We start from the raw sequence: 14658 nt of genomic DNA on the forward strand, positions 1-14658 counted from the left end.
TTCACGCGTAAGGACTGTCGATGCCGCTCATCCATTACGGTCAGTACTTGACGTACGCCGACGGGACGCCGGCCGCCAACATTCCGGTGCCGGTCCGGCTGCTCGGCGGCAACATCCTTGTGCCCCTCTTCAGCGACAAGGCAGGTACGACGCCTCTCTCCAACCCGGCCATGACCAACGCGGACGGACTGGCGACGTTCTTCGCCGCCCCCGGCGAGTACGCCACGGACATTTCCGGCAACGTCTTCCACTACGACGTCGACCCTGGCGAGACCGACGACGCGTGGCCCGGTACCTACGTCCACGACCAGAGCACGCCCGCCACGGTGTGGACCGTTGACCATCACTTCGGCGCGCCTCCGGCCGTGACGATCCTCGTGGCGGGCCAGGTCACCGAGGCCGACGTCACGCACCCCACCGCTGAGACCACTGTCATCGACTTCGCCACGCCCACCGTGGGCGTCGCTCTCCTCAGGAGGTAGCCATGCCTGGAGTGCAGTTCGCCCAGCAGATCGACATGAACGGCAACAAGGTCACCGAGGTCGCGCCGGGTACCAACCCGACCGACGCCGTCAACGTCTCCCAGCTCACCGCGTCCACCTACGCTGGCTTCGCCACCTCCATCGGTGACGGCGTCGCCACCAGCTACAACGTGGTCCACAACTTGGGCACGCTCGACGTGGTCGTGGGCGTCTACGAGGTGGCCACGAATCACGACGTGATGACCGACGTGGCCAGGGTCGACGCCAACACCGTCTCCGTCTCGTTCGGCAGCATCATCACCACCAACTCCCACCGCGTCGTCGTTCTCCCGGTGAGCTGACCCATGTCGGACCGCATGGCGCATGACCTGCGCCTCTTCAAGCGCACGGCGCCACCGGCGACGCCGGTCGAAGGCGCCATGTGGTACCGCTCCGACCTGGACCAGGTGCGCGTCTCCGACGGCCAGTCGGGTACGGCGCTGACGATCGGGCCATCAGGGAACCTCCCCGTCATCCGCTCCACGGCGTGGCACGGACTGCCCGCATACGGCGCCACCGGCACCGCCAACGTGCCCGTGAACAGGATGTTCGCCCTCCCCTTCTGGCCCGGTCGTACGTGCACGCTCACGGCCCTGGCCGCCAACGTCACGCTGGCGCTCGTGGGAGGCAACCTCCGCATGGGCTTGTACCAGGCCGATGAGTCGCTCCCCACGACCCTCGTGGCCGACTACGGCACCGTCACGGCGGGCGTGACTGGTATCCGCTCCATCACGGGCCTGTCGACCCCGGTGCGCCCGGTGCTCCACTACCTGATCATCGGACGGCAGGGCGGCGTCGTGAACCTGGGCCTCACTACGCGTGTGACGTGGGACCCGATCGTCTCCGAGACCACGCCGACCATCACCGGGGCCCTGAACTGCTACTACAAGGACGGGGTCTCGGGCGCTTTGCCGGCCACCTTCGGCACTCCTGATGGTCTCGACACCGCCCCCGCCATCTCGGTCCAGCTCACGTAAGGAGGCGGCCACGTGGCCCTCGTGCGGTACAGCAAGAAGTACTGGTTCCCCAACGGGGTCCTGGCCGCCAACCTGCCCGCAGCCATCTTCCCTGAGGACTCGAACCTCTTTGCCCCGATCTTCTCGGACATCGTCGGCACCCCGCTCGCCAACCCGACGACCACGGACGGGGCCGGCGTGCTCACGTTCTGGGCGGAGGAGGGGAAGTACTGGGTCCATATCGACACCGAGGCGTTCGCCATCGACGTCGGCATGTCGGAGGAGGAGGCCGACCTCACCACAGGTGTCGCCTCCGGCGGCGAGCTGAACATCTCAGCAACGCCCCTGGCCGTCGACATCGAAGCAGTCGTGGGCTACGTCGTCGACAACACACAGCTCACCTCCGCCGTACCGAGCATCACGAAGGTCGACGTGGCCGCCCAGACCGTGCTCCTGGACGGGCCCGCACAGGCACGCTCCATCACCTGGTGGCTGTACACCTCGACCGGCGCCGTCGTCCAACAGGCCGCGCAGCCGACGCCAGAGCAGCGCCGCACCCACATCGTGCTCGGCGTTTCCTTCCTCGACACGGGCCTGGCCAGCGTCATCGAGGTGCAGACGCTGCCGACCATCCTGGCGCAGCCTGTGAACCAGCTGGCCGACCTCATGGACGCGCTCGGCCCGTTCAGCCTGTCCGGGAACCTGGTCACGGCCAACGGCGTGAACCTGTCGATCAATAAGAGCGCGGGCACTCTCTTCGCCCGCTCCTCGAACCACTTCAACGGCGGCGTCCAGACCGACAACCCCCACATCTCCCCGTCCCCGATCCAGTCGCCGGCCACGTTCCGCCGCATCCTGCGCAGCGCATCCACCCCCACGCCGCCGCCGGTGACGACGCTCGACCCGACCCGCTACGACAACGCTGGCGTGCTGACCGTGATCGGCGGCGGTACCAACACGTCCTCGATCCTGAGGGTGTGGCTGTTCGCGACCAACGTGACCACGGCCCAGATCGCCGTCCAGTACGGGCAGGCCACCTACGCCAGCCTTTCAGCCGCCGTGGCCGCCATCGGCGTGGAGGTCTTCACCCCAGCCCCCGTCACCGCGGTCGGCGCGCTCATCGGCTACATCGCGGTCACGCGTACAGCGACCAACCTTACCGACCCAGCGCAGGCCGTGTTCGTCCGCGCCGGCAAGTTCTCCACTCCGTAGGAGCCGACCATGCCCGTCATCAACCCTGTCGAGCCGACACCACCACCGACGCCTGGCGTGATGCCGGGGCCGTGCGACTGGCCGATCGACACCACGTGCTGCCCGGACTGGAACAGCTTCGACCCCGCGGTCCGGGTCCGGGCAACGTCCTTGGCGACGTTCATCCTCGACGCGCTCACGGGCCGCCAGTTCTCGCAGTGCGCGGTGAACTACCGGCCGTGCGGACCGAAGTGCGCCAGCGGCGCCGGCTACCTGTCGTGGCCTGTCGGCACACCTGGGGTGTCGGCTGGTGGGGGCCCATGGATGCTGCCGTACGTCGATGCTGGGGTGTGGCGGAACTGCGGTTGCTCGGGCGGCTGTAGCTGCGCCGCGGCCTGCGAGGTCCCGTTCCCGACGTCGGTCGCTTCGGTCGCTTCCGTTGCTGTCGACGGCCTCGAGCTGGACCCGTCTGCGTACCGGCTTGACTCGTGGCGTGGCCGGCCGATGCTCGTGCGGACGGATGGGGAGTGCTGGCCGACGTGCCAGGACATGAACGTCGGCGTCGACGAGGTCGGGTCGTTCGTCATCACGTACCAGCCGGGGCGGCCGCTGCCGGTGGCGGGGCAGATCGCGGCGGGCGAGTACGCGTGCGAGATCGCGAAGGCCTGCATGGGTGCCGACTGCGCGCTGCCGCAGCAGCTGGCGTCACTGTCCCGCAACGGCGTCGACATCGAGATGGTCGACCCCACCACGGTCGCCGAGAACGGGCTCACGGGTCTGCCGAACGTGGACCTGTGGATTCGTGCGGTGAACCCGGCGCGCCGCGCCCAGCGGTCGCGTGTGGTGTCCGTCGACACGTACAGGGGGCGCTTCTCGTGACACAAGTCCTGGAACTGGAACAGCTCCTTCTCGTCTGCCTGGAAGCACAGCTGCAGGCGCCGCATCCGTGGCCGGTGCCGCCGGAGAGGGTGATGCTGCGGGCCGGCCAAGAGGTCATCCCACTGCTCTCGTCGACCGGTGACGACGAGTGCTGTCTCGGGCTCGGCTATGTCCGCACAGCGGGGCTGAGTGCTGTTCGGGACGTGAACGACCGCTTCGCCGGTAAGTGCTTCCAGCGGGAGCGGGTACTCACGCTGGAGCTTGGCGTGTACCGGTGCATGCCCACGCCGAAGGCCGACGCCATCGTGACGGCCTCCCAGTGGGACACCCTGGCGCAGAAGCTGGACGCGGACTACGGCGCCATGGAGGCCGCGGTCTGCTGCGCTTTCAGCGACACGGAGGCGCTGCGGATCGGCCCTGTCGCTGTGGGGCAGTACGAGCCTGTCGGCCCGGATGCGAACTGCATCGGTGGCCGGATGACCGTGAACATCGTGATGGAGGCGTGTTGCTGATGCCGAAGAAGACGACCGTCCCGGGCCCGGAGTTCGTGGGCCTGCACGTCTGCACCAGCTTCGACGGCTTCCGGGCCGGCGAGGTGTACCTCGTCGAGCGGGACGCACTGGTGGAGGGTTGGCTCAAGCTCGGCCTGGTGGAGGTTGTGCATACCGTCGAGACCGAGTTGGAGGTGAGTTTCGGTGGCGAGGATTCGGCTGGACAGGGCAGCGCTGAACAGGACGTTCCGGGCGGCGAGTCGGCGTGAGGGCGAGATCGCTGCCCGGCAAGTCGTGGCGCGGGCGAAGATCCTGGCGCCGGTCGACACGGGCCGGCTTCGGTCGTCGATCCGGGTGGAGCGCCGTAGCTTCCTCGGGCTCCGGCTTCGGTGGACGGTCGGCTCTGATGTGGAGTACGCGCCGATGGTGAACGACGGCACCAGGCCGCACATCATCCGGCCGAGGCGGGCGCAGGCTCTCCGCTTCAAGGTGGGTGGTCGCACGGTCTTTGCCAAGGTGGTTCACCATCCGGGCACGCGCGCACGCCCGTTCCTCGACCGCGCGCTCGCGGATGTTTCACGGTCGCGTGGCTACAGCATCACTCAGCGATAGGCTGAACCTATGGACGACACCAAAAGCAGTGGCGTGGCCTCTTACCGGCTGACGATCGCCGGACAGGAATACGACTTCGGCCCCCCGGACCGCGAGCTGTACGAGCGAATGGTCCTCGTCAGCAGCATGAACGTCGACGAGCTCCTTGCCCTGGATGCGGTAACCCAGTGGCTGGCCTCGTCGGCCGGCCCCGCTACCTGGCGGGCCATCATGCGACGGTTCGTTCACGGCGAAGTTCAGGCTGCGGACATGCTGAAGGCCATGGAGGATCTGGCGCAGGCCATCGCCGAAAGCGCTGCTGATGGTGGGGCGGAGGACGCTGCTGCCGATGCGGCGTGACACGTCACCTCTGTCGCGTGGACCGGTGCCGGTAGAGATCGGCGGCCAGGTCTTCCTGCTGGCATGGCGTCCTGCTGCCGTGTGGACGACGGTGCAAGGCGAGATGGACGTGATCGGCTTCCTGTCCGATGAGGACCGGTCGACGGTGGGACGAATGATCGTCGACGGCAACGTACGCACTGACAACGTTGTCTCAGCTGCTCACCAGGTACTGGAGACGGTGACCGGGCGCCGCTGGTGGGAAGGGCACCGCCTCCTGGAAATGTCCGTCCACCCCGAAGCACTCGGACACCTGACGCTCGCCGGCGTCGACCCGTGGCAGCGGTCCGCGTATGAGTGGTGCGCCGCCGTGTACGCGCTGTACACGAAGCACGCCGACGAGAAGCAGCGCATGCAGTTCGATTTCCAGCTCGCACTCCCACCGCGGGGCTACGAGGACGCGTGGGGCACTGACGACGGTGATGACCCGGAGGCCGTAGCGAAGGCCATGGCCGGATGGATGGGAGGGTAGGCATGTCAGCGAACCAGGCAGAGGTCGACCTCATCGTCAATGCCGCAGGCGCGCTACCAGATCTCGAGCGGCAGCTCTCCCGGATCGTCCGGTCCGCAGAGAACACAGCGCCGGACATCAGTCTGGAAGCGGGGCTGGATGCGCGACAGACCCTGCGCAGTCTCGACCGTGACCTGTCGCGTGTGGTGGCTGCGGCAGAGGCAGACCGGGGCCTTCAGATCGACCTTCAGGCGGTCCTCGACCAGCGGCAAACGCTACGCAACCTGGACGCGAGTATCGGCCGCGCTGTCGCCGCGGTTCAGGCCGGCGCTCCGCCCGTCGAGGTCGAGGCACAGCTGGACAGCAACTCGCTCGCCGGACTACGGGCTAGCGTGGCAGCCGCGGTGGAACTGGTCGAGCGGTCGGCGCCGGACATCGAGGTGGATGTCGATGTCGACGAGCAGCAGCTGACACGCGCTACGCGCCTGGTCCAAGGGCTCGGCCGTACGGCGTCGACCTCAGCCCGCGGGGTGGGACTGCTGACGGGTGGAGTGGCCGCCCTGTCTCTGGGGGCAGGCGGCTTGGCCAGCACCCTTGCCGCTGTAGTTGCGGCTGCGCAGCAGATTGCGCCAGCCGCCGCTGTTGGCACGTCCGCCATTCTCACGCAGAAGCTGGCGCTCGGGACTCTCAAGCTGGCGTTGGTCGGTGTTAAGGAGGGTATCCAGAACGTCTTCGACAAGGACCTGACGGCCTCCGAGTTCCACAAGTCCATCGAGGGGCTGGCGCCCGAGGCCAGGCTCTTCGTGGATCAGCTGCACACCATGCGTCGAGAGCTGCGCGCGGTGCAGCAGGAGGTCCAGAACAGGGTCTTCAAGGACTTCGACGGCATCCTGCGGGACTTGGCACGGGACGCCGGGCCGACGGTCACCCGATCCCTGAACCGGGCCGCTGATTCGCTGAACGCCATGGGCAAGAGCGCTGCTACTGCGGCCGGCCAGCTCGCTGCGCAGGGCGTGCTGGGTCAGGCTCTGGCGGGGGCCAACACGGCGCTGGAGCGGCTGGAGAACACGCCCGGACGGGTCGTGCGCAGCTTCGGGTTCCTGTCCGCCGCCTCCGCTCCGGCGCTCAACCGGATTGCCATCGCTATCGATGACGTGTCGCTGAGGGTCTCGGAGAAGTTGCAGCGCGCTTTCGAGTCGGGGGCTCTGGAAGATGCCATCGACAAGGCCGTGTCCACCCTGGCCCAGTTCGGCCGCTCGGTGGGCAACATCTTCTCGGGGCTGGGCAACATCTTCTCGGGGTTGACCCAGGGCGGCCGTGGTCTCTTCGACATCCTGGAAGACCTGTCGGAGGCGTTCGACCGGCTGACCGCCAGCAAGGAATTCCAGACCATTCTGGGCGAGCTGGCCAAGACGGCCGACACGCTGGTCAAGAACATCTTGCCGCTGGTCCAGGAAGCGTTCGTCCAACTTGCCCCTGTCATCGCCACTCTCGCCCCCGTGGTCCGGGACTTCGTGACGGCCATCGGCCCCGAGCTGATTCCGATCATTCAGCAGCTCGGCCCGATCCTGGTCGACATCGCGCTCATCCTGAGGGAGCAGCTTCCGCTCGCCATCGACCTCACGAAGGCCGCGCTCGGAGCTCTCCGCGTTGCCCTGGACATCGTCAAGGTCGGCATGGACTTGGCCAAGGAAGGTTCCGAGGCCTTCTCTGACGTCCTCAACAGCGACTTCGCCAAGGCCATGGGATCGGCCTCCAAGGCAGCTACCGACAACAGCGAGAAGATCAAGGACTCTGTCCTCGACTGGACAGCTACCGGCGTCCGGTCGGTCCGCGACTTCCAGAACAAGCTGGGCGACTTCAGCTCTTCGCTCCGAGAGGACTTCGTCAGCGGATTCGTGTCCGCTTTCAACGACACGGTCCAGCGGGTCCGGGATTTCGTCGGTGAGTTCATCGGCCAGATCGCCGAGCTCCCCGACCGTGCGTTCCGAATCGGCTCCGAGGTGATGAGCGGCCTCGCTGGCGGTCTCACCTCCGGAATTGCCCGCGTCATCGGCATCGCCCGGGACATCGCCGACAGCGTGTCGGGCACGATTGAGAAGGCGCTGGACATCAACTCGCCGTCCCGCGTTACGTTCAAGCTCGGCCAGCAGACCGGCGAGGGTTTCGCCCTCGGTCTCGCCTCCACCCAGGGCATCATCGCCATCGCCGCCCGGCAGGCGGCAGGCGTCGCGCGCGCCAACATGGCCCCGTCCCTGCGCCGTGCGACGTCGGGCCGGCGCAGCGCGCTGGAGGCTGTACGCCCGGTCCTGGAGCCGTTCTCCGGGCCCCTTGCGCGCAGCGACGCGGGCGCCCTCCGACCGTCGGATCTGCCCCTGCGTGCCTCCACACAGCCCGTCAACGTCTATGTCGGCAACGAGTTCCTGGCGACCTACATTGACGGCCGGCTGACCACGACCAACGCGCGCAACCGGCGCATTCTCGCCCAGGGGGTACGTCGCTGATGGCCTGTGAAGCGTTCTTCGTCACCGCCAACTTCACCGCGTCGCCCGATACCCAGGTCACTGCCACGCTGGAGCGCGGTCTCTCCGCCACGGGCCCCTGGACGTTCATCCGCGACCTCAACCTCGTGGGCCAGGTTGGCGCCACGTACGACACCACGCCGCCACCTGGCGTCAACGTCTGGTACCGGTGGACCGGCCGCAACAGCATCGGCACCGAGGTCACCCTCATCCAGGGCCCGTTCCTCATCCCCACCGACACCACCGTTTGCCTCCGCGACCCGCTGCGCCCCTGGGCCAACCTGGCCATGGGGTTCTGCTCCAGCTCCGAATCCCTCATCGCCGCAGCGTGCACGCCGGGCGGCTTGGAGTACGTGTGGGTGGGATGGGGTCAGAAGGTCCGACGTGCTGACGCGGGCCTGTTCGACCGCTTCGACTCCGAGACGCCGGCCGACGTGTACGGCCGACGCAAGAACCTCGACAGCTCCATCCGGTTCCTCACGAAGACGCTGGCCGCCAAGACCGCGGTCTATGAGCTGTTCACCTGGGGAGGCCCGATCCAGATCACGGCGCCGACTGAGTACGGCTGGGACCCCTACTTCGTCCAGCCGGGCGACCTTGCGGAGGACTACCTGGCTGACCGCATCGACCAGCGCCTGCCGCACCGTATCTGGTCGGCACCCGTTACCGTCGTCGATGACGCGGCCACGGGCCCCATCCAGGGCACCGCGTGCGCCAACTGGTGCGCGGTCGAGGACGCCTTTCCCACCTTCGCCAGCATGACGGCGGCCGGAGGCACGTGGATGGACATCCTGGAGGGCGAGACGCAGTGCTGACCTCCACCCTGAACTACCAGTCGGCCATCCGCTCCCCACACCGGCGCGCGGTGCGCGTGGACGCGTACGATATCGACGGCGTCCCCCGCGTGCTCGGCCTGGTCCCGACCGGCGGGGAGGTGACGGCGAACCTGTCCCAGCGGGTGACCCGGTCGGCCACCTTCACGATGACCCGGCCCGACTTCCCGATCAACCCGGACGACCCCCTGTCTCCCGAGTTCGCGGTGGTCCGCATCCGGGCGGGGGTGCAGTACGGCGATGGCAGTGAGGAGCTGTTCCCGATCTTTACTGGGCGCGTCTCCACGCCGACGCTGCACCCCGACGGCCGGGTGGAGTTTGCCTGCGATGACCTAGCCCAGGACGTGATCGGGTTCCGCTTCGAGCAACCCCGCACCACGCAGTCCGCCACGACACTCGCCGAGATCACCAACTTGATCCTGGAGGCGCTCCCCCAGGCCACGTTCGGGGCGAGCTCTGTTGTGGATCAGCCGACGCCGGCATCGTTGACGTGGGATGAGGATCGGGGTCAGGCGCTCGATGATCTGTCGGAGTCGCTCGGCGGTAGGTGGTTCGCACTCGGCGACGGGTCCTTTGTCGTGCGTCCCTTCGATTACGCGTACGGGCCTGTCGTCCAGGACTTCCTGGACAAGGGCGGCCTCCTGCACTCGGCCGCCATCTCGCGCTCACGCACGGGCGTGGCGAACTCAGTCGTCGTCGTCTCGGAGCGTACCGATGGCACCGCGCCCATCCGGGTGCCGGCCCGGGATACCACAACGGGCTCCCCGACGTTCTTCGGGGGCAGGTTCGGGCGCGTCTCCCAGATCATCAAGGTGCAGACGCCGCTGACTACCGCGCAGGCGCAGACGCTGGCCGTGACGCAGCTACGGGCGGCCACCGCGTTGTCCCGACAGTGGTCAGCCAGCGTCACCCCCGACTATGCCCTGGAACCGGGAGACACCGTCAGCCTCCGCTTCATGGGCGTAGCCGACACGCAGATCGTCGACCAGATCACCTACCCGCTCGACACCGAGAGCCCCATGCAGATCACCACCCGCGCCGGGACGACAGGAGCCGCAGCCTGATGGACACCACTCCCCGGGGCTACCCGTACCCGCAGTGCGAACCTCCGCAGGTCAAGGACCTGTCCGACATCGGGCAGATGCATGACCTGGCTGAGGCCATCAACACGGACATGAACGACTTGATGGCCCAGATCAACGTCAACCTGTTGGACCCTCCGTACGCGCGCCTGATCATGTCGGCGGCCGTCGCCACCACCGCCAACACGGCCATCCCCACCTTCGACACCGTGTCCTTCACCAACGTGGCGCCCATGTTCCAGCCTGGTGGGATTCAGGCGCCGAGCACCGGCTGGTACTGGTGCGGCACCTACACGGTGGTCACGCCCACGGGCGGCCCGTTTGAGTTCCGCACGCAACTTCTGCGCAACGGCGTGGAGGCCGTCGGCTATGGAACCGGGTCCCGCACCGTCTTCTCTCTGCCGTACCAGTCATCGGTACTGCTCCTTAACGCCGGTGACATCGTCGGCGTGCGCATCCGCCACGATGACGGTACGTCGCCGAACTGGACGTACCAGACGCGGCTGTGGGCGTGGAAGGTGATGCCTGCATGACGACACCAGCGAGTGCCTCCGCCGCGCTGATTGCCTCCGAGAGCGGAGAGCCGTGCCGGCTTCGGGTCGGCACGATCGTCTCCTTCACCCCGAACAACGCTCAGATCAGCGTCGGGGGCCGCACCTTCACAGCGAACTTCCACGTCGGCACGACGCTGGTGGTCGGCGGTCTGGCCTCGGTCCTGAACCAGGACGGCTCGTGGCTGATTCTCGGCATGCTCGCCGGCGTGAACCCGAACCTCCTCGCTGCCTCCAACCCGTCCTTCGAAGCGTCTCCGCCGGGGCTCTTTCCGACGTCGTGGCAATTCGCGAACACCACGGGCACCGCTGGCGCCACCGTTCAGACGAACCCGTTCGCCCCCGACGGCACTCAGGTGGCCTCAGTGGCGTCCACCGTCACCGGGTCCTCCGTCTCGTACCTGTACAGCTCTCCGATCGGCGTGGCGTCTGGGGACCAGTTCACGGTGTCGGCGTTCTCCGGCGGCGACTACGACCCGGGCATCCCGAACACGGCCGGCGCCGCGCTCGTGGGCTTGTGGTTCGCCAACGCCACGAACCTCTACCCCACGACCTCGAGCGCGGACACGGTCATCACGTCGGTGGCCAACGTGGTGGACGCGCCGCCGTTCACCACGTTGGCTGGCACGGTGACGGCGCCGGTGAACGGCTTCATGCGAATCGCTCTCCGCTCCACCCTGACCGGATTCCAGCGCCTGAGCTGGGACCAGGTCATCGTCAGGAAGGTGTGACCCATGCCTCAGAACACGTCGCGCGGGTACACCTACCCGCTGTACGGCGACACGCAGGACTTTCCGGCCCAGATCCAGGACCTGGCGCAGGACATCGACGCCGACGTGCAGACGCGCGTCACGGCGATCAACACGGCCGTGCACGCTCCGTCGGCGCAGGTGTCGGGCAGCATCAACGCCGCCGTGGCACCGAACGTGACGACCACGGTGCAGTGGGGGTCAGAGGACTGGGACAACGCCGGATTCGTCAACCTCGGCGCCAACAACACCCGCATCTCAATCACGCAGACCGGGGCCTACATGATCACCGGCTATGCCAAGCTCGACGAGAACGGCGTAGCCGCATCAGCCATCGACGTCACGATCGTGTCCACCGGTCCCATCGCCGTGAACCCCATCGGCGTCGGCGTGCCAGGGCCGACCGCCGCCTCGGTACCGGCTGGCAACGCCGACACAGGCGTGTCCTTCGCCACGCTGCACTACGTTCCGGGCCCGCTGCCCGAGCACATCACGATGACCGTTCGCCACAACCAGGCCGGCGCCGCGCTGATCACGGCCGCGTCCATGTCCGTCTTCAAGATCGCCTCGTAGGAGAAACCATGCCGGTCGTCATCATCGGTCCACCCGAGCCGCCCATCCCCTCACCGGATGACCCGCCCATCGAACCGCCGGCGGACCCGCCGACGGAGCCGACGCCCGAGGAGGGCTGATGCCCGCGTTCACCGCGAACCGGAACTACCCGTACAGCATCCCGGGCGACCCGGCGGACGTGCCCGCCGCGCTCCAGGCCCTGGCGGAAGCCGTGGACAGCGACATAACCGCCAACGTGGCGCCCGCCGTGTTCGGACGACCCATGTTCCGAGTGCGCGGCACCCAGAACCGAACCGTGGCGCCAGGTAGCTTCAGCGTGGACTTCGTATGGGACACGCTGGAGTTCGACAACGGGACCCTGGACCTGTCGACGCTGGGCACGAACACGCTGCGGCCCAACGCGTTCAGCCCGTACGGACCGACGGAGGGCCGGTGGCTGGTCATCGCCACCGCCGTCTGCCCGCCGACCGTACCCGCCACCGGGCTCCTGTCGTACGGCCTGCGCATCCGCAACGAACTGAACTCGGGCGGCCCCCCGAGCGAGACACGCGTCCACAACTTCCCGACCGCCACCGAGACGGCCGGCCGCACGTTGCCCGCGCACGCGTTCCTGGAGATGGACGCCAACGACGGCATCCAGGTGCAAGGCCTCCTGGAACGCTCGGCCAGCAACAACCCCTACACCTACCGAGAGCAGACCTTGACTTGCATCCAGGCTGCGATGTTCTTCTGAGGAGGCACCATGCGTAAGTACCTGACCGACCTGACCGAGCGCGTGGTCGGCGCCTTCGCGCTCGCCCTGCTGGCTCAGCTGCCCCAGCAGGGCTTCGACGTGCGCCACTGGGCGTGGGCGGATTCCCTTTCGCTTGCCTCCAGCTTTGCCCTCCTCGCCCTGCTGGCTGGCCTCGCCGCCCGCTACAAGGGCGACCCGGCAACCGCGGGCTTCACTGACCCGAGGAAGTAGGAGGCGGCTGGGGGAGTCCGGCTACAAAGGTGCCGATGCCCGGCTCCATGTAGGCCAGGCCGGCCTTTCGCAGCTCGCGGAGCACCCGAGCCGCGGTGACTGGACTGATCCCGGTCTCTTCCACGATCTCGTGTATCGACGGCAGCCGGGTTTCCGGCGGGTACACGCCGCTGTCGATGCGTTCTTCCAGCACCGCGTATACCTGCCGCCACCTGGGGATATCGGGTTTCCAGTCCACGCCAGGACGCTAGGGTCACGATGCCGCCTAGGCGACATCAGTAGACCTGGTCTACCTAGTAGACCTATGACACCTATCAGTCTCGCGCTAGTGTGATCTGAACGACAGACCCCCGCGACCAGTCGCATGGCCCGGGGGTGCGGACGACACCTTCGGGAGGTCTCGTCATGAGCAACGCTACCCACAGGCCGGCATCCAGTACAGGGCCAACCCTCTCCGGCCTCTGCCGCGGGGACGGGAAGATGTGGGGGCACGGGGACTGCTTCCCCGGGCCGGTCATGGTCGGCACCACCGTCGCCATCCCTCGCTGGTGCTTCTGCCCCTGCCACGGGAAGGTGGCACACCGGTGAAGTACTGCGACTACTGCGGGCACGCCATCACTGGCGAAGTCCTCGAGATCACCCCCTCAGCTGCGAGCGGTGCGCGTCCGACGGCGTACTGGCACAAGGAACCCAAGGACTGCAGGGCGGCCAGCTGGCGACAGACCAGGTCCCCCCTGCAGCTGCGTCTCAACCGCCTCTGATCGCCTGCTCGCCCGTGGTCACGGCGGACCATGGGCGAGCAGGTCCCGCTAGACTCCTTCTGCCAGCTGTCTTGTCGGCCAGCGGGCAGAAGGACAAAGAGCCCCGCCCATCGGGCGGGGCTCTTCTACAGGTCGCCTAGGTTCAGGCGCCGTGCCTCGTCGGCCGCCCGTCTTTCTGAACTGGCTCGGGTGTACCGGTCGATCATGTCCCGCCGCGACCAGCCAGCCACGGCCATGAGGCCGCCTTCAGAGCCTCCTGCGGCGAGCCAGCGTCCGGCTGCTGTGTGTCGGAGGACGTGGGGGTGGAAGCCCTCGATGCCAGCAAGGGTGGCGCGCCGGCAGAGCGAGTCGTAGAGGCCGTGGTAGCCGAGGTTCTTGCCGCCTACGCCGAGCCACAGGGTGGGTGTGGAGGAGAGGCGGTGGGTCCTTCGAGATCTGAGGTAGCGGTCGATGGCTCGGCAGGTTCGGGGCCCGATGGGTACGCCGCGGCCCTTGCCTCCCTTACCGCGACGGATGATGGCGGATCCGTTGACGACGTCGATGTCATCAGTGGTCATCCCGATCACCTCGCCAGCGCGCGCGCCGGTCTCGATCATGAGGCGGATGATGGCTTCGTCTCGACGTTCCCAGAAGTCGTTGCCCTTGCAGGCCACGATCAAGGCTCTGAGCTGGTCCTCAGATAGTTCAGGAACAATCTTGCTATCGAGTTTGGGGGGCTTCAATCCGAGAAGTTGGTCCGAAGGGATCTCTCCTTCTTCGGCGAGCCATGCGGAGAAGCGGCGGAGGGCGAGTTGCCGTGAGCGGGCTGTGGCTGCTTCGGCGCCGGCGGCGATGATGTCGGCGACGAAGTGGTTGACCGTCTTCCGATCAAGGTCAGGTGGGGTATCGGTGTCGCGGCTCCAGGCGATGAAGCGTTTGATGCCGTCGGTGTAGGTCTTTACGGTCTGGGCGCTCTTGCGTTCGGCCTGGAGGCTGACGCGCCAGGAGGCGAGCAGGGCTGTGATGTCTTCGACTTCCACGGTTTCCCCCCGGGGTCGATATCTGACTTCGTACCGCTGTGCTCAAACAGCAAACCGCCCCTGACCGAAGAACGCAATGGTCAGGGGCGGTTTCAGGAGTGCCGGTCAGTCAAGATAGTCGCGCA

Annotated in this window: 20 protein-coding genes; 18 read left to right on the forward strand and 2 right to left on the reverse strand. The window is 67.3% G+C overall.

Translation table 11 applies throughout. From position 1 onward, the window contains the following. The first annotated feature begins 20 nt into the window (after positions 1 to 20). From ACZ7G1_RS38440 to ACZ7G1_RS38525, 18 genes are all read left to right on the forward strand, one after another. Complete coding sequence (locus tag ACZ7G1_RS38440; protein WP_470882153.1) at positions 21 to 482, forward strand: hypothetical protein; 462 nt, start codon at positions 21 to 23, stop codon at positions 480 to 482. A gap of 2 nt (positions 483 to 484) precedes the next feature. Continuing rightward, entirely contained in the window at positions 485 to 823 is a 339-nt protein-coding gene (locus tag ACZ7G1_RS38445; protein ID WP_470882155.1) for a hypothetical protein, read from the forward strand. A gap of 3 nt (positions 824 to 826) precedes the next feature. Further along, positions 827 to 1498: a hypothetical protein gene (locus tag ACZ7G1_RS38450; RefSeq protein WP_470882157.1), complete on the forward strand. Its 672-nt coding sequence runs from the start codon at positions 827 to 829 to the stop codon at positions 1496 to 1498. A gap of 12 nt (positions 1499 to 1510) precedes the next feature. Further along, positions 1511 to 2689: a hypothetical protein gene (locus ACZ7G1_RS38455; RefSeq protein WP_470882159.1), complete on the forward strand. Its 1179-nt coding sequence runs from the start codon at positions 1511 to 1513 to the stop codon at positions 2687 to 2689. A 9-nt stretch (positions 2690 to 2698) separates the two neighbouring features. Then, on the forward strand, positions 2699 to 3547 hold the full coding sequence (locus ACZ7G1_RS38460) for a hypothetical protein (RefSeq protein ID WP_470882161.1): 849 nt from the start codon (positions 2699 to 2701) through the stop codon (positions 3545 to 3547). Further along, a complete protein-coding gene (locus ACZ7G1_RS38465) occupies positions 3544 to 4059 on the forward strand; it encodes a hypothetical protein (RefSeq protein ID WP_470882163.1) in 516 nt (171 codons plus the stop codon). Before ACZ7G1_RS38460 ends, ACZ7G1_RS38465 begins: the two co-directional genes overlap by 4 nt. Continuing rightward, positions 4059 to 4307 (forward strand): hypothetical protein, encoded by a 249-nt coding sequence (locus ACZ7G1_RS38470; RefSeq protein ID WP_470882165.1) that lies wholly within the window; start codon positions 4059 to 4061, stop codon positions 4305 to 4307. The genes ACZ7G1_RS38465 and ACZ7G1_RS38470 overlap by 1 nt, the downstream gene beginning before the upstream one ends. Continuing rightward, positions 4243 to 4650, forward strand: a complete 408-nt coding sequence (locus tag ACZ7G1_RS38475) for an HK97 gp10 family phage protein (RefSeq protein ID WP_470882167.1) — start codon at positions 4243 to 4245, stop codon at positions 4648 to 4650. Before ACZ7G1_RS38470 ends, ACZ7G1_RS38475 begins: the two co-directional genes overlap by 65 nt. Positions 4651 to 4659: 9 nt before the next feature. After that, the gene (locus ACZ7G1_RS38480) at positions 4660 to 4989 is read left to right on the forward strand and encodes a hypothetical protein (protein WP_470882168.1); all 330 of its coding nucleotides are present in this window, start codon (positions 4660 to 4662) and stop codon (positions 4987 to 4989) included. Positions 4990 to 5014: 25 nt separating this feature from the next. Continuing rightward, positions 5015 to 5500: a hypothetical protein gene (locus tag ACZ7G1_RS38485; protein ID WP_470882170.1), complete on the forward strand. Its 486-nt coding sequence runs from the start codon at positions 5015 to 5017 to the stop codon at positions 5498 to 5500. Between the two features lie 2 nt (positions 5501 to 5502). Continuing rightward, positions 5503 to 7983 (forward strand): phage tail protein, encoded by a 2481-nt coding sequence (locus ACZ7G1_RS38490; protein ID WP_470882171.1) that lies wholly within the window; start codon positions 5503 to 5505, stop codon positions 7981 to 7983. After that, complete coding sequence (locus ACZ7G1_RS38495) at positions 7983 to 8816, forward strand: hypothetical protein (protein ID WP_470882172.1); 834 nt, start codon at positions 7983 to 7985, stop codon at positions 8814 to 8816. The genes ACZ7G1_RS38490 and ACZ7G1_RS38495 overlap by 1 nt, the downstream gene beginning before the upstream one ends. Beyond that, positions 8810 to 9898, forward strand: coding sequence for a DUF5047 domain-containing protein (locus ACZ7G1_RS38500; protein WP_470882173.1), 1089 nt, complete (start codon positions 8810 to 8812; stop codon positions 9896 to 9898). The genes ACZ7G1_RS38495 and ACZ7G1_RS38500 overlap by 7 nt, the downstream gene beginning before the upstream one ends. Further along, positions 9898 to 10449, forward strand: coding sequence for a hypothetical protein (locus tag ACZ7G1_RS38505; protein ID WP_470882175.1), 552 nt, complete (start codon positions 9898 to 9900; stop codon positions 10447 to 10449). The genes ACZ7G1_RS38500 and ACZ7G1_RS38505 overlap by 1 nt, the downstream gene beginning before the upstream one ends. After that, positions 10446 to 11198 carry a hypothetical protein gene (locus ACZ7G1_RS38510; RefSeq protein WP_470882177.1) on the forward strand — a complete coding sequence of 251 codons (753 nt, stop codon included), beginning with the start codon at positions 10446 to 10448 and terminating at the stop codon, positions 11196 to 11198. Before ACZ7G1_RS38505 ends, ACZ7G1_RS38510 begins: the two co-directional genes overlap by 4 nt. Positions 11199 to 11201: 3 nt before the next feature. Further along, positions 11202 to 11789, forward strand: coding sequence for a hypothetical protein (locus tag ACZ7G1_RS38515; RefSeq protein ID WP_470882179.1), 588 nt, complete (start codon positions 11202 to 11204; stop codon positions 11787 to 11789). Between the two features lie 118 nt (positions 11790 to 11907). Next, positions 11908 to 12522 carry a hypothetical protein gene (locus tag ACZ7G1_RS38520; RefSeq protein WP_470882181.1) on the forward strand — a complete coding sequence of 205 codons (615 nt, stop codon included), beginning with the start codon at positions 11908 to 11910 and terminating at the stop codon, positions 12520 to 12522. Between the two features lie 9 nt (positions 12523 to 12531). Continuing rightward, positions 12532 to 12753: a holin gene (locus ACZ7G1_RS38525; protein WP_470882183.1), complete on the forward strand. Its 222-nt coding sequence runs from the start codon at positions 12532 to 12534 to the stop codon at positions 12751 to 12753. On the opposite strand, the gene ACZ7G1_RS38530 is transcribed toward ACZ7G1_RS38525, so the two are convergent. Then, the gene (locus ACZ7G1_RS38530) at positions 12734 to 12991 is read right to left on the reverse strand and encodes a GntR family transcriptional regulator (protein ID WP_470882185.1); all 258 of its coding nucleotides are present in this window, start codon (positions 12989 to 12991) and stop codon (positions 12734 to 12736) included. The two genes, ACZ7G1_RS38525 and ACZ7G1_RS38530, sit on opposite strands and share 20 nt — an antisense overlap. A 648-nt stretch (positions 12992 to 13639) precedes the next feature. Further along, positions 13640 to 14533, reverse strand: coding sequence for a tyrosine-type recombinase/integrase (locus ACZ7G1_RS38535; RefSeq protein ID WP_470882187.1), 894 nt, complete (start codon positions 14531 to 14533; stop codon positions 13640 to 13642). Positions 14534 to 14658: the final 125 nt, after the last annotated feature.

Source organism: Streptomyces sp. NPDC037273, from assembly GCF_055603625.1.